The sequence below is a fragment of the Synechococcus sp. A15-28 genome (assembly GCF_014280175.1).
In the GTDB taxonomy this organism is placed as follows: domain Bacteria; phylum Cyanobacteriota; class Cyanobacteriia; order PCC-6307; family Cyanobiaceae; genus Parasynechococcus.
Genome location: NZ_CP047931.1, coordinates 1,251,773 through 1,268,969 on the forward strand (window position 1 = coordinate 1,251,773; position 17,197 = coordinate 1,268,969).

The window sequence follows — 17,197 nt, forward strand, 5'->3', positions numbered from 1 at the left end:
CTGATCCATGCACGAGGCAATCCTCGACTTCTGGTTCGAGCAGTGCCGACCTTGGCAGTGGTTTCGCCGCAGCGAGGCGTTCGATCTGGAGGTTCGCTGGCGGTTCGGTGCGCTGGTGGAACAGGCCCTGGCTGGCGGCCTGCACAGCTGGGAGGCGGAGCCGTCATCGTGCCTGGCCCTGGTGCTGCTGCTGGATCAGTTCAGCCGCCAGCTCTGGCGGGGCGAGGCCCGGGCCTTTGTCGGTGATGAACAGGCGCTGCGGTTGAGCCAGCGGGCCCAAGCGCTGGGGTGGATCACCTTGGAACCGCAACGGGCCAGACGCCAGTTCTGGCTGATGCCGATGCTGCACAGCGAGAACGCTGTCGTGGTGCAGCGGGCGATCCCACTGCTGCAGATCCACGTGGACCAGGCCACGGCGGACCTGGCCCAGCACAACCTCGATCAGCCGCAACGCTTCGGGCGCTACCCCTGGCGGGACCGGGCCCGGGGAAGTGAGCAGAATCACCCCTGACAGGCCACACCACCCTTGCTAGAACCAGTACACCTGTACCACAAAGGCATGGCATGGCTCTGGCAAGCAAGGAAGCACCGCCGTTCCTCGGCTTCAAGGCTGGAGACCTGGTCCTCGTTGAGCCGCTCGCAAGCGACACCTGTGCTGGCAGCGAATGGTGGATGGGCTGGATCATCCATGTGGATGGAGGAGCACGAGATCCGCGCGTGCCGACGTTGTTCCAGGTCGCTGACTGCGATACAGGCCTTGTGCGCTGGATCAGTGCCGACGAAGCGACCCGACTGGTGCTGAGCGGCCTGGAAACCAGCAACGTGGTGGACTTCACATCGGAGCGCCACAAGCGCGTGTCGTGAGCTCTGAACAAACTGCACAAAACCGCGTGCACACATGTTTTGATAACGCCAATTCAGTATTGCGATGGCAAGATATTTACTGCGAGATGGCAACAAGATTTCCGCCAGTATTGACCCTCGCACGTTGGATGCGTACAGCTACAAAGACAAGCAGGGCAATGTTGTCAATGCCCTGCTATCTGCACGCGCTGAACGTCAACTTCTGAACGCCATCCCCATGCCATCGCTGCCGATTGCCGCACGCATGCAGAGGGCGATGGGTCGCATCAGCGCCTGAAGGCTGGGTTCACTTGATCCACTCCGTGGTCGGCAGACCTTCCACAGACGCCACCATCACCCAAACAACTGTGGGGGTGTCTCCCTTGTTCTCTACAAAGTGGGGTTCTGAGGCACCTTCAGTGAAGCTCTCGCCGGGCTTGAACACGCTGCTCACCTCGCTGCCATCCGGCTGCACACGGGTGTTGAGCAGTTCACCGGAATCGGTGGCCTGCATATACACCAGCATAGGGGCAGGGTGGGTGTGCAAGGGGATCTTGCCTCCCGAAGGGAGCTCAACGCGGAACAGACGCAATTCCGGCTTGCCCTCGGGGTATTGCAGATCGGTCCCGTTCAGGGTCTTGCTGCCGCTGAAGATCGCTTCGATCTTGGCGTCCGTCGATGGGGCGTCCGTGGAAGCCTGATCAGTGGAGCTTGTTGACCCGCCGGCGCAGCCAACAACACCCAGCATCAACAGGGCTGACGCCGCCATTGATGGAAAAGCTGTCTTCAGCATGAGCCGGAACGGGGTTGGAGATGCCTGCAGTGTGCCGCGAATTCTCAGGCCACCCAGCGGTCCGCATCCATGATCCGCTTGATCAGCAACCCGAGTCGCTTGACCTCGTCGAAATTCACGTTCTTCACCGCCTGATCCAGACCACTGTCAATCCAGGCCCCATCACGTTTCTCGTAGATCGTGAAGTCCTGATCCAGGCGCTCACGCCGGATGCAGTAGGTGACGCCGTCGTCATGGAGAAAATCGGCGGAGTGCAACTGCAGGGCCATCGATCGGTGCCGTCACTCCCGTAATCCTGGCAATAGCTTGATCGCAACCACGCACCTGGATCCATGACGGCCGCAGCCTTGCCCAACACAGGTGCGGTGACAGGCCTTGGCGAGACACTGGCCTTTTTTCGCGATCCATCCTTCAGCCAGCGCCGCTTCAGTGAGCTGGGAGACGTGTTCGAAACCAAGCTGCTGGCCCAGAGCATCGTGTTCATCCGCGGCGAACGCGCCATCGGAGACCTCCTGAAGCAGGAAGACTCCCTTCAAGGCTGGTGGCCGGACAGCGTGCGGCAGCTGCTGGGGAGCAAGTCTCTCGCCAACCGCAGCGGTGCGGACCACAAAGCGCGTCGCCGCGTGGTGGGACAGCTGTTCTCCAGTGCTGCCCTCAGCCGTTACACCCCACAGATCGAAGCCCTGGTCGACGACCTTGCTGATGAGCTGCAGCACACTGATGGGCCGGTTCCCCTGGCAGCGCGGATGCGCCGCTTCGCCTTCTCGGTGATCGCCACAACGGTGTTGGGGTTGGACAACGCAAACCGCGACGCCCTGTTCACCGATTTCGAGATCTGGACGCGCGCCCTGTTTTCAATCCCCCTCGCCCTGCCAGGGACGCCCTTCGCCCGCGCCCTTGCCGCTCGGCAACGCCTCCTGGCACGACTGAAGACCGTGCTGCAGACCAGCAACGTCGAAAGGAAAGGTGGCCTTGATCTGCTCAGCGGCGGACTGGATGAAGCGGGACTCCCGCTTGATGACGACGATCTTGTTGAACAACTGCTGCTGCTGCTCTTCGCCGGCTACGAAACCACCGCATCCTCATTGAGCTGCCTGTTCCGGGCGCTGCTGCTGAACCCGGAGGTGGAGCACTGGCTGATGCAGGATCTGAACAGCCACGAACGTCCGTCAAGGCTGGATGCCACCGTCCTGGAAGTGATGCGGATGACTCCGCCGGTGGGCGGCTTCTTCCGGAGAAACACCCAGTCGATCGAGCTGGCGGATGTGGCGATTCCCCAGGGACGCGTAATTCAGGTGGTGCTGAGCTCCTCGAGTGCGACGGACCAGACCGACCTGGAGGCCTTCCGGCCGCAGCGTCATCTGGATGGTTCGTTCCAGCAGACCCTGCTGCCCTTCGGTGGGGGTGAACGGGTGTGCCTGGGGAAAGCCTTGGCGGAACTGGAGATCCGGCTGATGGCGACGGGGCTGCTGCAACGCGTTCAGTTGCAACTGGAGCCCGATCAGGATCTCAGCCTTCAGTTGATTCCAAGCCCGACGCCTCGCGATGGACTTCTGGTGACGGCAACAGCCCGTTGAACCGAAGTGTTCACTCCTTCCTGGACGGCTTGATCCATTCACCGGTCTTCACGGAGACCACAGCGAAACTCCCCACAAACACAAGCGCAAACACCACCAGTACGGCCGCGGTGAGGTTGCTGATCTCCAGCTCACCGAGCATGAAGGCCAATGGTTCAGGCATCGCAACCTCGACGGAAGCGAGAGCCTAAAGCTGCGGTGTGATCGCGTCGTTGGGGAAGAACTCCTCAAACACACAGATGCGATCTGCCCAGCGCATCTCCACTTCAAAACGCATGAGGCGCTGACGGACCCACATCAAGGTGTCGACATCAATGGGTTTGTGGACCTTCAGCTTCTGGGCTCTGACCCAGTCGTCCTTGTTCTGAGGGGGGTTCATCTCATCAACCAATCGTTCCCATAACGTAAGGATGTTGCTCAACGGCGCCGTCAACGTCATCTTCCGTAAGCATCAAGCGACACAGAATTCGGCCAGAAGTGTTCGTCTGATCATCATCTTCAGAGAATCTTTGAGTCCACAGCCCCGAGCGATGGCCGTCGAAACCTCCATTTCGTCGCCATTGCAGCAGTCCAGGGGGTGCACGGAGGAGGAAATTGTTGAAAACACGCCCTCACAACCATGCCGTTAACACCATTAACAGCCATATCGAACGATAAAAAAACAAAACCTGCTCTTCTCCCACGCCCTCTTCGTCCGGATGCAGATCGTCCGACAGGACAACGCATCGAGACCAGCTGGATGGAACTCCGCCAGGACTATTCAGGGCTTGGTTGAGGCCATTTCCACGCCAAAATCGTGTTGTGTAGCGGCACGAACGACACAGCCGAAGACAGAGCCTGTAGAACTGTGATGTAGCAACTGCTACAGCATCACGTTCACCTCACCTCCGGTGAGGCGCAGTTCGACTCAGGCCATGGAACGGGGACCTGAGCTTGCTTCGAGGAACCCATCATGACCCTGACCTATCGCGGCCAGAAGTACGTGCAGAACAACGCTGCTGCCCAAAACAGCAAGCGTTCTGTTTTGGTGTATCGCGGTCACAAAGTGGCTCAGTAAGCCCCATCGTTGATGTGGCTGACTTTCCCCGCCTTGGCGGGGCTTTTTTTTGCCCTCAGCCAACGGTTAATTCACCATCAACGCCGTACTGATGTAGACACTGCTTCACCGTGAGCACCGACAGGGTGCTGCCTGTGTCGGCATCGAACAACACGTAGGGACAGCCCCGAACAACACAGCGACGGCGCGCATCCACGTAGGCATTAAACAGGGTCTGGTGGGAACATTCCTCCACCCAGCCGCTGCTGCTCAAATAGCGCGTCAGGATCATGCGCCCCTCACAGATGCTTCCGTGATGGCCCATGCATCGGTGAGATCGCCGAAGTTACCTGAACTCTTCGGGATCAGAGCCGCCTGATGGGTACCCCCTGTTGTTCAGCACAACCAACCAGCGCTTGAAGATCGCGTTAGGAGGGGGCGTCGACCCAATCGGAATGCCACTGTTCGTCTGTGCCGGCTGCAGCATGCGCATCGAGCGCTCGATGGCCACTTATCTGCGCATGAAAGGCCGCGTGCTGTGCTCCACCTGTCTGGACCGCATGGAGGCTGAACAGACGGATGGCAAAGACAGAAACGAACCAGGCCCCTCGAAGCCGACTCGAACCTCACCGATCAGTTGATGGCGACATTTCGTAGCTGATCACACCACATGAGTTGCCGCTGCAACGGACAGTGGGCTTGCGGAGAAACCTAGGGTTCCGGTTCCGTCAGGGATGACTGGTCCGAGAGGTTTCGGTCGGTTCTGCCGACTGCACGGAGGGACAAAAGCCCGGGAGACCGCATCCACCCCATCTCCCCTCCGATGTCCTCCCCCTCAGACCCCACTGGGGCCTTCCAGCGATCGCACCCCAGCGAGGGTTTCGCTGCGCTCGAAAAAGAACGGAAACTCCCGCTCACCGGCTGGCAACAGGAAGTTGATCAGGCCAAGCGTTTTGGCCTCGAAGCAGCCGAGAGCATCGTGGACCGCAACATCTCCACGTTTTCGCGAGGCGAATTGCCTCACTTTGCAGGAATCAACACTTTCATGAAGGCTCCCTACCTGGAGGATGTCACCCAGGTGGGGAACTACGACGTCGCCATCATCGGAGTACCCCACGATTGTGGGACGACGTACCGACCAGGCACCCGATTCGGCCCCCAGGGCATCCGCAGGATTTCTGCGCTGTACACCCCGTACAACTACGAGATGGGAGTGGACCTGCGTGAACAGATCACCCTGTGCGATGTCGGAGACATCTTCACGATTCCAGCCAACAACGAGAAGAGTTTCGATCAGATCTCCAAGGGCATCGCCCACGTCTTCGCCAGCGGCGCCTTCCCGATCATTCTCGGCGGCGACCACTCCATCGGCTTCCCCACTGTTCGTGGTGTTTGCCGCCATCTCGGTGACAAGAAAGTGGGCATCATCCACTTCGATCGACATGTCGACACCCAGGAGATCGACCTGGATGAACGCATGCACACCTGTCCGTGGTTCCACGCCACCAACATGGCGAATGCCCCAGCTGAAAACCTGGTGCAGCTCGGCATCGGTGGTTGGCAAGTTCCCAGGGAAGGGGTGAAGGTTTGCCGTGAACGCGGCACCAACGTTCTCACAGTCACCGACATCACCGAGATGGGCCTGGAGGCGGCTGCTCAGTACGCCATAGAACGGGCCACGGATGGTACTGACTGCGTCTACATCTCCTTTGATATCGACTGCATCGATGCCGGCTTTGTGCCGGGTACCGGTTGGCCCGAACCGGGCGGCCTGCTGCCGCGAGAAGCCCTCAAGCTGCTCGAGTTGATTGTCCGCAATATCCCGGTCTGTGGGCTCGAGATCGTTGAGGTGTCGCCTCCGTATGACATTAGTGACATGACCTCATTGATGGCCACCCGCGTGATCTGCGATGCCATGGCTCACCTCGTGGTCAGCGGCCAGCTGCCCCGAAAGGGCACGCCGGCCTGGATCAGCGATGTCTGCAACATGAACGTCGATCAGAAGTGGAGGTAAGCCATGCACGAAGTCGACATGACCAAATGTCTACAGATCTCCCTCAATGAGTGGCGGGAACGTCGGGATGATCCCAGCGCAATGGTGGAAGTCATTCATCTCGATGTGGGGCGTTTCACCTGCGTGGAGCCCGATCAGCTGGTGACCACGTACAACGCCGCTGTCCAGGGCACCTGGCTGGATGGCTCCCGACTCACCATCACAGACATCCCCTTCGTTGGGTGCTGTGTGCTCTGCAAAAGCAGTTATTCCCCAACTCCGGAGAACGCCTACCGATCCCCCTGCTGTGATCACCCCCTTGAAGACATTCTCAGCGGCAGGGAACTGAGGATCCGCAGCATCGATTACCGCAGTGATCCAGGTGCTGCTCTTGAGTCCACCTCAATCCAGCGTTCGCGCTGAAACCCATAACGACATAACCATGCACATGCCCCTCGAGGACACCCTCGGTCTCAACCTTCTCGCCGCCAACCAACACCAGGCGGAGCACAACCAGGAGCACTTTGAGTGTTGGAACCTGCTCTGCCTCAATCTGATGAGCAGTCCTGGAGCCGGTAAGACGGCCCTGCTGGAACGCTCCCTTCCCGTCCTGACAGCGCAGCACAAGATGGCTGTCTTGGAGGGAGACATGACCACCCAGCTCGACGCTGAGCGGCTTGAGGCCGTCGGCATTCCGGTGGTGCCCATCACCACCGGTCGGGCGTGCCATCTCGATGCCTCCATGGTGAGCGGTGGGCTCACATTGCTGAAACAGCGACTGGATCCCGCCCAGCTCGATCTGCTGCTGGTGGAGAACGTCGGAAACCTCGTTTGTCCCGCCGAATTTGATGTTGGCGAACACCACAAGGTGGCCCTGCTCAGCGTCACCGAAGGCGACGACAAACCACTTAAATACCCGCTGATGTTCCGTCAGGCCGATGTGGTGCTGATCACCAAGGTCGATCTGCTTCCCCACCTGCCTGTGGAGCTGGGGGCGATCCGCCGCAACATCCTCAGCATCAATCCCAACGCCACGGTGATCGAGGTCTCCGCCATCAGCGGCGAAGGGCTCGAGACCTGGCACCAGTGGGTGCGACAGGCCATTGCCGAGCGCACCACTGGAGCTTCAGCCATTCAGTCCCCCGCTCTGGCTACCGCCTGAGCACAGTCCCTCTCCTCCTTCCCCATCACGCCAATGCCATGACCAAACAACTCCGCAATCTCCTGATCGCCGGCCTGGCGGTCGTTCTGGCCGTTGCCTGTTCCAAACCCTCAACGCCAGCGGTGGGCGGGACTCCGATCGTGCTCGGCTACAGCAACTGGGCCGGCTGGTGGCCATGGGCCATCGCCGTGGAAGAGAAGCTGTTCGAAAAGAACGGCGTGAACGTTGAAATGAAATGGTTCGACGGCTACGTGCAGTCGATGGAAACCTTTGCTGCCGGCAAGATCGACGGCAATTCCCAAACACTCAACGACACCATCTCCTTCCTGCCTGGTGAGAACGGTGGCGAGGTTGTAGTGCTGGTCAACGACAATTCCGCCGGCAACGATCAGATCATTGCCGATGCCTCGATCACATCCGTCGCCGAACTAAAAGGCAAGACGGTGGCTGTGGAAGAAGGAGTCGTCGACGACTATCTGCTCAGCCTTGCCCTGAAGGATGTCGGCCTCAGCCGTGAGGATGTAGTGATCAAGGGCATGCCCACAGACCAGGCCGCCACGGCTTTCGCAGCCGGTCAGGTGGATGCTGTCGGCGCCTTCCCTCCTTACACCGGCACTGCTATGCAGCGAGAGGGTGCTCGGGTGATTGCCAGCTCCAAGGAGTATCCAGGCGCCATCCCTGATCTGCTCACTGTCAGTGGTGATTTGATCAAGGAACGGCCCGACGACGTTCAAAAGATCGTCAAAACCTGGTGGGATGTGCGCGACTACATGGAGAAGAACCCCGAGAAATCGGAGGCGATCATGGCCAAGAGAGCTGGCATCCCCACAGAGGAATACGAGCAGTACAAGGACGGAACCCGTTTTTTCTCGATCAAGGAGAACCTGGAAGCTTTCAGCGATGGCGAGGGAATGCAATTCATGCCTTACGCCTCGGAATCCATGGCTGACTTCATGGTGTCGGTCGGATTCATTCCCGAGAAACCGGACATGAGCAACCTGTTCGATTCCAGCTTCATCAAGAAGGTCGCTGACTCCTGATGACTGTCACGGCCGCCGCTGCCCACAAGGGGAAGAGCGCAGGGCTCCTCTCTCTGGTCACCCTGGGGGCCACCCCGTCGGGAACCGTGCGCGGCGGCCTGCAGGTCGCCTCCCTGCTTCTTCCCCTGCTGGCCTGGGCTGCTATCGCCTCACTTGGGCTGGTGGATGAGAAATTTCTGCCGTCTCCAGCGGCTGTTTTCAAGTCCCTGGCCTCCATGGCCGAAAGCGGCATCCTGTTTCAGGACATCGTCGCCAGCACCGGACGCGTCTTCGCCGGATTCCTTCTGGCCACGGTGCTGGCCGTACCGATCGGTATCTGCATGGGGGTTTACCCGGCGATCTGCGCTCTCTGTGAGCCTCTGATCGCCATGCTGCGCTACATGCCGGCAGCCGCGTTCATCCCCCTGCTGATCATCTACCTCGGCATTGGTGAAGAACCCAAGATCGCGTTGATCTTTCTTGGCACGATCTATTTCAACATCCTGATGGTGATGGATGCGGTGAAATTCGTTCCCAAGGAACTCATCGAAACCACCCTGACACTCGGCGGCCGCAGCAGTCAGGTTCTGGTGCAGGTTGTGGCGCGTTACAGCTTGCCGAGCATCATCGACACCCTGCGCATCAACATCGCCACGTCCTGGAATCTCGTGGTGGTGGCTGAGCTTGTGGCAGCCGAAGTGGGTCTGGGCAAACGCATTCAATTGGCCCAGCGTTTCTTCCGCACGGATCAGATCTTTGCCGAGCTGATCGTGCTTGGGCTGATCGGGTTCGCTATCGACATGGGCTTCCGACTGTTGCTTCGTCTCAGCTGTCGTTGGGCGGTCTGACCATGGAACTGAGCGTCCATAACTTATCCAAGCGCTATGGCGACAAAACGATTCTCCAGGGCATCAATTTCTCGATGCAGTCCGGTGATTTCGTTACCTTCGTCGGCAGCTCAGGTTGTGGCAAGAGCACCCTGCTACGGCTGATTGCAGGTCTCGATCAGCCCAGCAGCGGCAGCATCCATGTGGATGGTTCACCGGTTCAAGCGCCGGGCCCGGACCGTGGCATGGTGTTTCAGAAATACAGCCTCTATCCGTGGCTGAATGCAGCCGATAACGTCGCCTTCGGCATGCGGCTGCAAGGGTTGAAGCCAGCGGACGTGCGCGAGCGCACCGCCTACTTCCTGGAGGTGGTGGGTCTGCAGGAAGCCGCCACCAAACTCCCGCGGGAACTCTCCGGTGGCATGCAGCAACGGGTGGCCATCGCCCGAGCCTTGGCCACCAATCCAAGCGTGCTTCTCCTTGATGAACCCTTTGGTGCTCTGGACCTCCAGATTCGGGAAACCATGCAGGATTTCCTGCTCAAACTCTGGCAACGTACGGGTCTGACCGTGCTTCTGATCACCCACGATGTGGAGGAAGCCCTCGTCCTGGCTCAACGGGTTTACGTGCTGGCACCAAACCCCGGCCGCATCATCCGCTCCCTCGACGTGAACCTGAACAAAGGCGATCTGGACAAGCTCCGCCTCAGCGGTGAGTTCCTGCAGCTGCGCCGCAGCCTTTCAGGATCGCTGCGTCAGCTGGAATCAACCGTGGGTTGATGGCGCCAAACGAATTTCTGCCTTCGCACATCTACTGCACGGAGACATCACATCGTTGGGATCGAAGCCAATACGCCGGTCACTGGTGGCATCCTGTCGGCAGCGCCTGGGATCTCCAACCAGGGCACAGCCTGGCGGTCCAGCTGCTGGGGCAACAGCTGCTGCTGACGCGACCAGATGAAGGCCCGCCAATGGCCTTCCGCAACCGTTGCCCCCATCGGGGTGTTGCATTCGCCATTGACGGCCGTATCCCAACCCGGTGTCGACGTCTGATCTGCCCTTATCACGGCTGGACCTACAACCTCCGAGGCGAGCTTCTTGCTGCAGCGAGGGAACAAACCATGCTCACGGGATTCGAGCGCAGTGAGTGGAATCTCGAGCCTTTGCCCTGCCAAGTGGATGGTCCATTGATCTGGGTGGCCTTGAACTCGTCTGCTGTTCCGATCAATCAGCAGCTGAGGCAATTACATCAGGAGGTCGATCAAGCCTGGAGGAAGCCGCTGGTTCAGGTGGGAAGTGACAGTCAGCTGCTGAAATGCAACTGGAAAATCGCCCACGACAACACCCTCGACGACTATCACGTCGCCATTGCCCATCCAACGACGTTGCATCGTGAGCAGGGCCCCGTACGCCATTACACCCACCGCTTCAGTGAATTCAGCAACCTGCTGGTGACCCCCCATCCCGACGGTGGTGAGTTCTTCACCTTCGGGATTCCGCCATGGACTCATGTTCTGGTCTGGCCGGATGAGCGCATCGTCCTTCTGGAGTTTCTGCCTGAACAAGCCACCAGCTGTCGAATGCAGATGCGCCTGTTTGCTCCACCGGAATCCCTCTCCACGATTCATGCCGACCAATGGCTCGCCGACATGAGGTCCTTTCTGAACGAAGACCGCGTCTTGGTGGAATCAGCCCAACTGGGTTACAGCACAGGACTCAAGCCCGGTCCTGCCCACAGGCTGGAGCGGCGGATTCTCCATTGGCAGGCGATCTATCGATCGCTCAACCCTTCAGCTCTTGCCTGAGCCAGGTGGCCATCTGCCGGTTGAGGGTCTCGACATCAGCCACCGGTTCAGCACTGAAGGGCTTGAGCGGCATGTAGGCATCAGGCCCGAATTCCGGAGTGACAGTGATGGCAGCCTCCCCAGGATCATGTGACTCCAGGAACAATTGCCAGCAGGAGCGATGGGCCTCCAAGGCTTCGGCCCACTCCGGTGCGAAAGGGTGACTGACAGACGGACCCTGGGCATGACCCACCCGCGCGTGAATGTGGTCAACCCGTCTGGCCATGGCCTGCACCGGTGGCAGATCAGGGGTCATCAACCGCTCGGCAACACAACACCAATGGCTTAGGTCAGCCGTGAGCCGCATCCTGGGATGACGCTCCAGCCACAACGGCATGGCCCAGGGGTTGGCCAGGCTGCGGCTGCGATGGGTTTCCAACATCACGGCACAGGGAACGGTGTCGATGCGATCGAGTACGTCCTCGAAAAAACCATGCTGTGTGGTCTCCGACCAGCTGTCGCTGCCGATGATCAGATTGATCTTGAGCGGTTCAAGGGCAAGGGCACGACCCAGCAAATTTTCAAGCTGTTGGAGATGCCGTTGGGGACCATCGGCCAGATCCGGGGTGTAGTCGCCACCAGTGGTGATCTCCAGAATCAGCACCAGCCCATGAGCGCTGAGCAACTGCCGAACCTCCGCTGCATCCAACCCCTGCAGGCAGGGATGCATCACATTGCATTCGAGACCATCAAATCCATGGGTTGAGGCCTGCTCGGCTGCAGACCGAAGCGATTCAGACCAGCCCCAGAGGGATTGCAGTACCAACACGACGTCAGTGCTCGTCGGTGAACAGGTGCGGTTGGATGCCGAGATAGATGGCCTCTCGAAACAACGCCCGTTTCGCTTTGGCATCGCTGCGCTTCTGAGCCTCGCTGAAGCGGATCTGCAGGGAGAAGATCATCGTCCTCCTTCTGGCATCAGGGCGGTCTGCGCTGTCCAAGGTAGGCCTGATTCTCCCGCAATTATGAGGAGAGATCCGGTGTCGAAGCGATCAAGGCTCCGGCTGCTTCTGCTTCCACCTCTCAAAAAGCACCGCCACCGCCAGGGAAATGGCGACGGCGATGCCGGCACCGATGCACACCACCCCGAACTCCACCGGCATCAATCCATTGCCATCGCCAAGCCATCATCGTTGAAGGCATCAGCTCACCAACCGCTGGTAGGCCTCGTTCACCCGCCGAAACGCCTCGGCCGATCCGCCCATGTCCGGATGGTGCTGCTTCACCAGACGACGGTGGGCTCGCTTGATCGCCTCAGCGGACGCCCCGACCTTCAGACCGAGCACCGCCAGGGCATCAGCGCAGGAATCACCGGCGGGACGACGGGAACCTCGCAGACGTTGGCGTAACTCCTCCACCACGCGGCGAGGATCTTCATCCAGCCATTCACTGGCCCGGACGCCATAGAGGGCAAAGGCCGCCAGGACAGTGAGGTCCCCCAGCGATGGCGGCTGGGCCACCGCCGCCAGCAGATCGGTCCCGAGACCAGCCACCAACCGGTCCAGCCGTTGCTGCAGATTGAGATTCGCGGGGAAGCCGCGCCGATTGAGCTTCTCGATCAAGGCCTCCAGACCAGCCTGATCAAGCCCGTTCCAGCCGGGTTGCTGGGCTAGTGCCTCCCCCCAGCGCTGCACCTGCACCCGACGAATCAGGTTCATGGTCGGTTCAGGTCGGGGGCGCTGCTGCCGCCGCAATCGCTCCAGCTCCCGTCGCGTCCGCTGCAGCTCTCGCCGCAGCGCATCGTTCTCCGCCAGCAAGGCCTCGACGTTGGAGGTCACCCGCTGATCACGGCTGAAGGTCGCGGACTCCTCCGGTGGGCTGCCGGTCCATTGACGGGGATCAAAACCCACAGCACCCCTCAGATCGACTCACCATGGCAGCACCTGGCCGTTGGCATGCCAGAAGCCGCCACTGGTTTCCAACTTCAACGCTTCGATTCGGGCCAGAAGGCCCTGAACGGCGTCCGCCGGATCAATGCCGTTGGGGTTGAAGCGGATCATGCCGGTGCGCACCAGTCCGGGGTGCAGGATCGCCACGGCGATCCCCCGAGGCCTCAGATCGATTGCCAATGATTTACCGGCAATGTTCAAGGCCACCTTGGACATCCGGTAGCCGTAGGAGCCCCCCGAGGTGTTGTCGTCGATCGACCCCATGCGACTGGTCATCAGAACCAGCTTGCTGCCGCGCGGCATCTGCGGCACCAGGGCGCGGGCCAACAGCAAAGGGGCCAAGGCATTCACCTCGAACTGACGTCGAATGGCCTCCGGGTCCAGATCATCCAGTCCCATGGAGTGCAGGATGCCGGCATTGAGAATCACACCGTCGAGGGGACACCCCGCCAGACGGCGCACCAGTTCCGCGATCGATGATTCCTCACTGAGTTCGATGCCGGCTTCGATCCGCACCCCCAACGACTCCAGCTCAGGGCTGACCGTTCGGCAGACGGCAATCACCGCATCACCACGGGCCTGAAGTTGCCGGCAGTAGGCCAGTCCGATGCCGCGGTTGGCCCCTGTCACGAGGTACGTCGTCATCCGGTGTTGGAGTTTCAGCCGTGTCTAGCCTGAAGCTGAACTCCGGGTCGAGGCCCAGGCGAGACATCTCATTGGCCACATTGCAGAGCTCGAATCGCGGTTAGCTCACCCGCAGCACTGGACCGAAGGGGAAAACACCAAAAACACGGAGAAACTGAGGCAACTTAGGTTCGAGCTGCGTCGACGACAGGCACTGGGTGAGCAGGACCCTCTGGAGGAGGCCCCCTGACCTTCCGGCTTCAGTGATAGCGACCGGGATATTCCCCCGGATGATCAACGCGTGTGACGCGAACCCCTGCTTCGTGCTGGCCATCGAGCAGCAGCAGGTCACTGCCCGACACGGCATAACCGAGCTCCTGGGCCAGCATCGCCACCTCATCAGCCGTGATCGCGGCCTGCACCTGAGCCTGAAGCCGTGGATCGCGGCTCAGATGCTGAAGAAACGCTTGCACCGGTGACGACGCCATGGCGCAGGTCTGCAGGAGAGCAATATTTTCGCCCAGCAGAGTGATTTCGATCTGCAAATCAGTTCCGGACGGATGTCCCCCTGACGCCGTAGATCGTTCGGAGCCGCGCTCCATCGATGGACGCCATCAGCCGCATCTGCGCCACCTCCAAGGGATCAACCATTGATGCCATTGGCCATGGTCGTTATCGGGTCTGCAACCGCAACGCCATCTGCTCCGAGGTGGAAGGTCTCTGGCAGGCCTACGAAATACTGCGCCAACAGGAACAACAGCTGTCCTGATCACGAATCGGCATCGACCTGTAAAGCGATCCCGAAGAGATCTGCACAGATCAGGAGCAAAGGCTTCACCGCCACGAGCGTGAAGCCTGCGGCACGAATGCCATGTTCATCATTGAAGGTCTCACCGACAACGGCTGGAGTTTCGAAGCCCGCCACGACAGTCGCGACAATGCCTTCTGGCATGCCCGCGCCAAAAGTGATGCCACCGGCCGCACCTTTCGTTTAATCAGTCAGGACCAACAGATGGTCTGCCTTTTGACGTCAAAGGGTTCGGAATGCTGGGCCATGGAGTCGGACTTGGTCGCCTGACCCAATCAACTCCGGATAAGTAACAACACTTACAGCCCCAACCAAGCCTGTCGGTAACACTGTGAACACCCCGGTGAGGGGTATGCGTCGATTGACGGGAGGGCCTGGGAACCCCTCCTTTTTTGTGCCTGAAGCTGGAAATCAGCGCTATGGATTGAGCTCCCCTTGGCGCCTCGGCCCGATGTCCGACCTTCCGCCCATCTGCGGCCGTGAAGCTGAGCTGATGCAGCTGATGCAGCAACAGCCACCGCTCTGGCGTGACCACAGCAACCTTGATCTGCGTGCCATCCGCTCGGGATTCGCCTGTGCGCTGCACATGCATCAACCCACCATTCCTGCAGGAGCGAATGGCGCCCTGATCTCCCATCTCCAGTACATGGCGGAGCATCAGGGGGAGGGAGACAACCACAACGCTGAACCCTTCGCCCAGTGCTATCGCCGTCTCGCGGATCTGATCCCTGATCTCATCAGCCAGGGCTGCAACCCGCGAATCATGCTCGATTACTCGGGAAACCTGCTCTGGGGCGTGGGGCAGATGGGCCGTGAGGACATCACCGGAGCCCTGAACCATCTCGCCTGCGATCCCGAGATGCAGCGCCATGTGGAGTGGCTGGGAACCTTCTGGAGTCATGCCGTGGCTCCATCCACGCCGATTCCCGATCTGAAGCTGCAGATCATCGCGTGGCAGCACCAGTTCGCGGAGATGTTCGGGGATGACGCGTTGCAGCGGGTGAGGGGTTTCTCACCACCGGAGATGCATCTCCCCAACCATCCCGACACGCTCTACCAGTTCATCCTGGCCCTGAAGCAGTGCGGCTACCGGTGGCTGCTGGTGCAGGAACACAGTGTTGAAACCCTTGAAGGGAGGGCTTTGCCACAGGAGCAGAAATACGTGCCGAACCGGCTGATGGCACGCAACAGTGCCGGGGAGACCATCGGCATCACGGCCCTGATCAAAACCCAGGGCTCCGACACCAAACTCGTTGGCCAGATGCAACCTTGCTACGAGGCGATGGGGCTGGAACGCACAACGCTGGCGGGGCAGGAGATTCCCCCGCTGGTGAGCCAGATCGCCGACGGCGAAAACGGTGGCGTGATGATGAATGAATTCCCGCCCGCCTACCGCCAGGCCAACGAACGCATCCGGGGGGAGGGCAACGGCACCGCGGCCATCAACGGCACGGAATACCTGGAGTTGTTGGAGGCTGCAGGCATCACCAGCGAGGCGTTTCCCCCCATACAGGCGGTGCATCAGCAGAGGCTTTGGCAGGCCGTCGGCGACGCGATCAACCCGGAGACGGTCGAATCAGCCATTCAAAAGCTGGAGTCAGCCGGGGATGGTTTCTCGATGGAGGGGGCGTCCTGGACCAGCAACCTCAGCTGGGTCGCTGGTTACGACAACGTGCTCGAACCCATGAACGACCTGAGCGCTCGCTTCCATCAGCATTTCGATGCTGCGGTCGAGGACGATCCAGCCCTGACGGGCAGTCGCCGCTACCAAGACGCCCTGCTGCACCTGCTGTTGCTGGAGACCAGCTGCTTTCGCTACTGGGGGCAAGGCGTCTGGACCGACTACGCCAGAACGCTTTTTCGTCGTGGGGAGATTTTGTTGCAGCGGATGCCCCACGACAGTCCAGAGACGGCAGACTCCACAGACAATGACCCTCTGAAGAATCCCAGATGACCTATGAACCGGGCAGCGCGGAATGCCGTGTGTTGATCCGCAGCAAAGAGCAGATCGAAACCATGCTGCTGGATTTGGGCAAATTGGATGGCACAGACCTGCTGTTGCAGCAGCTCCGCCAGGTGCACAGTCAACTGGAGGACCTTCACGACCTGCGTCGGGCCTCCTGATCAATCATGAGAACGGGCGTTCACATCCCGTTACACTCCGCTAGTCTGATCGCAGAAGGCTTCATTTCATGGGCGACTACTCCACCGCCATCGTCGCCACCCTCGTCGTGACGGTCGTGCTGACCGGTGCGACTGTGTTTGCGTTGATGCAGCCATCGGACCTGCCCGTGACGAAACGGGACGAGGATTAATTCAATGGAATTGATCAGTGAGTTGATGATTGCCGTAGCGGATATCACCGTTGCCTTGATTGTTGCTGTGTCATTGCCATCAGGAAGAGCAAACAAAGTCTGAATTCTCACCGTTTCTGGTGTGATTGATCACCAGAAATCTTGGAAAGCGTTCCTACTCTCAGCACACTATTTCTCTCTGTCATGTTTGCTGAACATGGCCCTACCGCCTGTATGGAGATGGATCTTCATGCCTTGCGCTTGTTGTACAGGGTTGTGAGCGAAGCCCATGCGAAGTGGCCGGGTGGTTGCCCCGAAGAACAGGTCTGTCTGTCGACCATGAAGACGCAGCTCTACGCCGCCCTGATGGACCACTTATTCGAACAGTGACCGCGACGTTTCAAGCTGCTCGTTTGCAACCGTCTGTTCCAGATCCTTCAGCAGAAGCGTCAACCCCACACCCATCAAAGCCAACGCCGTTCCCCTGTC

General features: G+C 59.8%; 29 protein-coding genes and 1 riboswitch. Of the genes, 18 read left to right on the forward strand and 11 right to left on the reverse strand.

Annotation, left to right across the window (positions count from 1 at the left end; translation table 11 throughout):
- Positions 1-7: 7 nt before the first annotated feature.
- The 3 genes from SynA1528_RS07020 to SynA1528_RS07030 all read left to right on the forward strand — a co-directional run bounded on the left by SynA1528_RS07020 (position 8) and on the right by SynA1528_RS07030 (position 1,141).
- Entirely contained in the window at positions 8-511 is a 504-nt protein-coding gene (locus tag SynA1528_RS07020; RefSeq protein ID WP_186586141.1) for a DUF924 family protein, read from the forward strand.
- Between the two features lie 53 nt (positions 512-564).
- A complete protein-coding gene (locus tag SynA1528_RS07025; RefSeq protein WP_186586142.1) occupies positions 565-864 on the forward strand; it encodes a DUF3104 domain-containing protein in 300 nt (99 codons plus the stop codon).
- Positions 865-928: 64 nt separating this feature from the next.
- Complete coding sequence (locus tag SynA1528_RS07030; RefSeq protein ID WP_186586143.1) at positions 929-1,141, forward strand: hypothetical protein; 213 nt, start codon at positions 929-931, stop codon at positions 1,139-1,141.
- A gap of 9 nt (positions 1,142-1,150) precedes the next feature.
- Here the strand turns inward: SynA1528_RS07030 and SynA1528_RS07035 are convergent, their stop codons facing one another.
- The gene (locus tag SynA1528_RS07035) at positions 1,151-1,636 is read right to left on the reverse strand and encodes a cupin domain-containing protein (protein WP_186586144.1); all 486 of its coding nucleotides are present in this window, start codon (positions 1,634-1,636) and stop codon (positions 1,151-1,153) included.
- Between the two features lie 44 nt (positions 1,637-1,680).
- Positions 1,681-1,905 carry a hypothetical protein gene (locus SynA1528_RS07040; protein WP_186586145.1) on the reverse strand — a complete coding sequence of 75 codons (225 nt, stop codon included), beginning with the start codon at positions 1,903-1,905 and terminating at the stop codon, positions 1,681-1,683.
- 63 nt (positions 1,906-1,968) lie between these two features.
- On the opposite strand from SynA1528_RS07040, the gene SynA1528_RS07045 reads away from it, so the two are divergent.
- Positions 1,969-3,213, forward strand: a complete 1,245-nt coding sequence (locus tag SynA1528_RS07045) for a cytochrome P450 (protein ID WP_186586146.1) — start codon at positions 1,969-1,971, stop codon at positions 3,211-3,213.
- A gap of 10 nt (positions 3,214-3,223) precedes the next feature.
- On the opposite strand, the gene SynA1528_RS07050 is transcribed toward SynA1528_RS07045, so the two are convergent.
- Both SynA1528_RS07050 and SynA1528_RS07055 read right to left on the reverse strand, forming a co-directional pair.
- On the reverse strand, positions 3,224-3,376 hold the full coding sequence (locus SynA1528_RS07050) for a hypothetical protein (RefSeq protein WP_186586147.1): 153 nt from the start codon (positions 3,374-3,376) through the stop codon (positions 3,224-3,226).
- A 24-nt stretch (positions 3,377-3,400) separates the two neighbouring features.
- Complete coding sequence (locus SynA1528_RS07055) at positions 3,401-3,592, reverse strand: hypothetical protein (protein WP_186586148.1); 192 nt, start codon at positions 3,590-3,592, stop codon at positions 3,401-3,403.
- 573 nt (positions 3,593-4,165) lie between these two features.
- Between SynA1528_RS07055 and SynA1528_RS07060 the strand changes: the two genes are divergently transcribed.
- Positions 4,166-4,270, forward strand: a complete 105-nt coding sequence (locus SynA1528_RS07060) for a DUF4278 domain-containing protein (protein ID WP_186586149.1) — start codon at positions 4,166-4,168, stop codon at positions 4,268-4,270.
- A 55-nt stretch (positions 4,271-4,325) separates the two neighbouring features.
- Here SynA1528_RS07060 and SynA1528_RS07065 read toward each other — a convergent pair whose 3' ends face one another.
- Entirely contained in the window at positions 4,326-4,574 is a 249-nt protein-coding gene (locus SynA1528_RS07065; protein ID WP_186586150.1) for a hypothetical protein, read from the reverse strand.
- Positions 4,575-4,641: 67 nt separating this feature from the next.
- On the opposite strand from SynA1528_RS07065, the gene SynA1528_RS07070 reads away from it, so the two are divergent.
- The 8 genes from SynA1528_RS07070 (at position 4,642) to SynA1528_RS07105 (ending at position 11,054) form a co-directional block, all read left to right on the forward strand.
- A complete protein-coding gene (locus SynA1528_RS07070) occupies positions 4,642-4,890 on the forward strand; it encodes a hypothetical protein (RefSeq protein WP_286187764.1) in 249 nt (82 codons plus the stop codon).
- A gap of 59 nt (positions 4,891-4,949) precedes the next feature.
- A riboswitch (guanidine-I (ykkC/yxkD leader) is annotated at positions 4,950-5,048 on the forward strand.
- Positions 5,049-5,072: 24 nt separating this feature from the next.
- The gene (speB, locus tag SynA1528_RS07075; protein ID WP_186586151.1) at positions 5,073-6,263 is read left to right on the forward strand and encodes an agmatinase; all 1,191 of its coding nucleotides are present in this window, start codon (positions 5,073-5,075) and stop codon (positions 6,261-6,263) included.
- A 3-nt stretch (positions 6,264-6,266) separates the two neighbouring features.
- A complete protein-coding gene (locus SynA1528_RS07080) occupies positions 6,267-6,665 on the forward strand; it encodes a hydrogenase maturation nickel metallochaperone HypA/HybF (protein ID WP_186586152.1) in 399 nt (132 codons plus the stop codon).
- Between the two features lie 19 nt (positions 6,666-6,684).
- Positions 6,685-7,404, forward strand: coding sequence for a hydrogenase nickel incorporation protein HypB (gene hypB / locus SynA1528_RS07085; protein ID WP_186586153.1), 720 nt, complete (start codon positions 6,685-6,687; stop codon positions 7,402-7,404).
- Positions 7,405-7,442: 38 nt separating this feature from the next.
- Positions 7,443-8,444, forward strand: a complete 1,002-nt coding sequence (locus SynA1528_RS07090) for an ABC transporter substrate-binding protein (RefSeq protein WP_186586154.1) — start codon at positions 7,443-7,445, stop codon at positions 8,442-8,444.
- The gene (locus SynA1528_RS07095) at positions 8,444-9,271 is read left to right on the forward strand and encodes an ABC transporter permease (protein WP_186586155.1); all 828 of its coding nucleotides are present in this window, start codon (positions 8,444-8,446) and stop codon (positions 9,269-9,271) included. The genes SynA1528_RS07090 and SynA1528_RS07095 overlap by 1 nt, the downstream gene beginning before the upstream one ends.
- A 2-nt stretch (positions 9,272-9,273) precedes the next feature.
- Positions 9,274-10,029 (forward strand): ABC transporter ATP-binding protein, encoded by a 756-nt coding sequence (locus SynA1528_RS07100; protein WP_186586156.1) that lies wholly within the window; start codon positions 9,274-9,276, stop codon positions 10,027-10,029.
- Positions 10,029-11,054: an aromatic ring-hydroxylating oxygenase subunit alpha gene (locus tag SynA1528_RS07105; RefSeq protein WP_186586157.1), complete on the forward strand. Its 1,026-nt coding sequence runs from the start codon at positions 10,029-10,031 to the stop codon at positions 11,052-11,054. Before SynA1528_RS07100 ends, SynA1528_RS07105 begins: the two co-directional genes overlap by 1 nt.
- Here the strand turns inward: SynA1528_RS07105 and SynA1528_RS07110 are convergent.
- The 5 genes from SynA1528_RS07110 to SynA1528_RS07130 form a co-directional block, all read right to left on the reverse strand.
- Positions 11,032-11,862 carry a sugar phosphate isomerase/epimerase family protein gene (locus tag SynA1528_RS07110; RefSeq protein WP_186586158.1) on the reverse strand — a complete coding sequence of 277 codons (831 nt, stop codon included), beginning with the start codon at positions 11,860-11,862 and terminating at the stop codon, positions 11,032-11,034. The genes SynA1528_RS07105 and SynA1528_RS07110 overlap by 23 nt on opposite strands.
- Before the next feature lie 4 nt (positions 11,863-11,866).
- Positions 11,867-11,995 (reverse strand): hypothetical protein, encoded by a 129-nt coding sequence (locus tag SynA1528_RS13250; RefSeq protein WP_286187765.1) that lies wholly within the window; start codon positions 11,993-11,995, stop codon positions 11,867-11,869.
- A gap of 240 nt (positions 11,996-12,235) precedes the next feature.
- Complete coding sequence (locus SynA1528_RS07120; RefSeq protein ID WP_186586159.1) at positions 12,236-12,943, reverse strand: J domain-containing protein; 708 nt, start codon at positions 12,941-12,943, stop codon at positions 12,236-12,238.
- 18 nt (positions 12,944-12,961) lie between these two features.
- Positions 12,962-13,627 (reverse strand): SDR family oxidoreductase, encoded by a 666-nt coding sequence (locus tag SynA1528_RS07125; RefSeq protein WP_186586160.1) that lies wholly within the window; start codon positions 13,625-13,627, stop codon positions 12,962-12,964.
- A gap of 239 nt (positions 13,628-13,866) precedes the next feature.
- Positions 13,867-14,208, reverse strand: coding sequence for a Nif11-like leader peptide family natural product precursor (locus tag SynA1528_RS07130; RefSeq protein WP_286187766.1), 342 nt, complete (start codon positions 14,206-14,208; stop codon positions 13,867-13,869).
- A gap of 2 nt (positions 14,209-14,210) precedes the next feature.
- Here SynA1528_RS07130 and SynA1528_RS07135 point away from each other — a divergent pair, with 2 nt between their 5' ends.
- Complete coding sequence (locus tag SynA1528_RS07135; protein WP_186586161.1) at positions 14,211-14,375, forward strand: hypothetical protein; 165 nt, start codon at positions 14,211-14,213, stop codon at positions 14,373-14,375.
- Here SynA1528_RS07135 and SynA1528_RS07140 read toward each other — a convergent pair whose 3' ends face one another.
- Positions 14,376-14,558, reverse strand: coding sequence for a hypothetical protein (locus SynA1528_RS07140; RefSeq protein WP_186586162.1), 183 nt, complete (start codon positions 14,556-14,558; stop codon positions 14,376-14,378).
- 307 nt (positions 14,559-14,865) lie between these two features.
- Here SynA1528_RS07140 and SynA1528_RS07145 point away from each other — a divergent pair, with 307 nt between their 5' ends.
- The 4 genes from SynA1528_RS07145 (at position 14,866) to SynA1528_RS07155 (ending at position 17,098) form a co-directional block, all read left to right on the forward strand.
- Entirely contained in the window at positions 14,866-16,368 is a 1,503-nt protein-coding gene (locus SynA1528_RS07145; RefSeq protein ID WP_186586163.1) for a polysaccharide deacetylase family protein, read from the forward strand.
- A complete protein-coding gene (locus SynA1528_RS07150; RefSeq protein ID WP_186586164.1) occupies positions 16,365-16,538 on the forward strand; it encodes a hypothetical protein in 174 nt (57 codons plus the stop codon). The genes SynA1528_RS07145 and SynA1528_RS07150 overlap by 4 nt, the downstream gene beginning before the upstream one ends.
- A 68-nt stretch (positions 16,539-16,606) precedes the next feature.
- Positions 16,607-16,729, forward strand: a complete 123-nt coding sequence (locus tag SynA1528_RS13255) for a hypothetical protein (RefSeq protein WP_286187767.1) — start codon at positions 16,607-16,609, stop codon at positions 16,727-16,729.
- Positions 16,730-16,870: 141 nt separating this feature from the next.
- Entirely contained in the window at positions 16,871-17,098 is a 228-nt protein-coding gene (locus SynA1528_RS07155; protein WP_286187768.1) for a hypothetical protein, read from the forward strand.
- Positions 17,099-17,197: the final 99 nt, after the last annotated feature.

What these genes read in the sequence shown, in the direction of transcription:
- SynA1528_RS07035 (WP_186586144.1), bottom strand. Translation starts at nt 1,636, where the DNA reads ATGCTGAAGACAGCTTTTCCATCAATGGCGGCGTCAGCCCTGTTGATG.
- SynA1528_RS07040 (WP_186586145.1), bottom strand. Translation starts at nt 1,905, where the DNA reads ATGGCCCTGCAGTTGCACTCCGCCGATTTTCTCCATGACGACGGCGTC.
- speB (WP_186586151.1), top strand. Translation starts at nt 5,073, where the DNA reads ATGTCCTCCCCCTCAGACCCCACTGGGGCCTTCCAGCGATCGCACCCC.
- SynA1528_RS07090 (WP_186586154.1), top strand. Translation starts at nt 7,443, where the DNA reads ATGACCAAACAACTCCGCAATCTCCTGATCGCCGGCCTGGCGGTCGTT.
- SynA1528_RS07025 (WP_186586142.1), top strand. Translation starts at nt 565, where the DNA reads ATGGCTCTGGCAAGCAAGGAAGCACCGCCGTTCCTCGGCTTCAAGGCT.
- SynA1528_RS07135 (WP_186586161.1), top strand. Translation starts at nt 14,211, where the DNA reads ATGGACGCCATCAGCCGCATCTGCGCCACCTCCAAGGGATCAACCATT.
- SynA1528_RS07145 (WP_186586163.1), top strand. Translation starts at nt 14,866, where the DNA reads ATGTCCGACCTTCCGCCCATCTGCGGCCGTGAAGCTGAGCTGATGCAG.
- SynA1528_RS07100 (WP_186586156.1), top strand. Translation starts at nt 9,274, where the DNA reads ATGGAACTGAGCGTCCATAACTTATCCAAGCGCTATGGCGACAAAACG.
- SynA1528_RS07125 (WP_186586160.1), bottom strand. Translation starts at nt 13,627, where the DNA reads ATGACGACGTACCTCGTGACAGGGGCCAACCGCGGCATCGGACTGGCC.
- SynA1528_RS07020 (WP_186586141.1), top strand. Translation starts at nt 8, where the DNA reads ATGCACGAGGCAATCCTCGACTTCTGGTTCGAGCAGTGCCGACCTTGG.
- SynA1528_RS07065 (WP_186586150.1), bottom strand. Translation starts at nt 4,574, where the DNA reads ATGGGCCATCACGGAAGCATCTGTGAGGGGCGCATGATCCTGACGCGC.
- SynA1528_RS07105 (WP_186586157.1), top strand. Translation starts at nt 10,029, where the DNA reads ATGGCGCCAAACGAATTTCTGCCTTCGCACATCTACTGCACGGAGACA.
- SynA1528_RS13250 (WP_286187765.1), bottom strand. Translation starts at nt 11,995, where the DNA reads ATGATCTTCTCCCTGCAGATCCGCTTCAGCGAGGCTCAGAAGCGCAGC.
- SynA1528_RS07080 (WP_186586152.1), top strand. Translation starts at nt 6,267, where the DNA reads ATGCACGAAGTCGACATGACCAAATGTCTACAGATCTCCCTCAATGAG.
- SynA1528_RS13255 (WP_286187767.1), top strand. Translation starts at nt 16,607, where the DNA reads ATGGGCGACTACTCCACCGCCATCGTCGCCACCCTCGTCGTGACGGTC.
- SynA1528_RS07060 (WP_186586149.1), top strand. Translation starts at nt 4,166, where the DNA reads ATGACCCTGACCTATCGCGGCCAGAAGTACGTGCAGAACAACGCTGCT.
- hypB (WP_186586153.1), top strand. Translation starts at nt 6,685, where the DNA reads ATGCACATGCCCCTCGAGGACACCCTCGGTCTCAACCTTCTCGCCGCC.
- SynA1528_RS07030 (WP_186586143.1), top strand. Translation starts at nt 929, where the DNA reads ATGGCAAGATATTTACTGCGAGATGGCAACAAGATTTCCGCCAGTATT.
- SynA1528_RS07140 (WP_186586162.1), bottom strand. Translation starts at nt 14,558, where the DNA reads ATGCCAGAAGGCATTGTCGCGACTGTCGTGGCGGGCTTCGAAACTCCA.
- SynA1528_RS07130 (WP_286187766.1), bottom strand. Translation starts at nt 14,208, where the DNA reads ATGGAGCGCGGCTCCGAACGATCTACGGCGTCAGGGGGACATCCGTCC.
- SynA1528_RS07050 (WP_186586147.1), bottom strand. Translation starts at nt 3,376, where the DNA reads ATGCCTGAACCATTGGCCTTCATGCTCGGTGAGCTGGAGATCAGCAAC.
- SynA1528_RS07045 (WP_186586146.1), top strand. Translation starts at nt 1,969, where the DNA reads ATGACGGCCGCAGCCTTGCCCAACACAGGTGCGGTGACAGGCCTTGGC.
- SynA1528_RS07055 (WP_186586148.1), bottom strand. Translation starts at nt 3,592, where the DNA reads ATGAACCCCCCTCAGAACAAGGACGACTGGGTCAGAGCCCAGAAGCTG.
- SynA1528_RS07095 (WP_186586155.1), top strand. Translation starts at nt 8,444, where the DNA reads ATGACTGTCACGGCCGCCGCTGCCCACAAGGGGAAGAGCGCAGGGCTC.
- SynA1528_RS07150 (WP_186586164.1), top strand. Translation starts at nt 16,365, where the DNA reads ATGACCTATGAACCGGGCAGCGCGGAATGCCGTGTGTTGATCCGCAGC.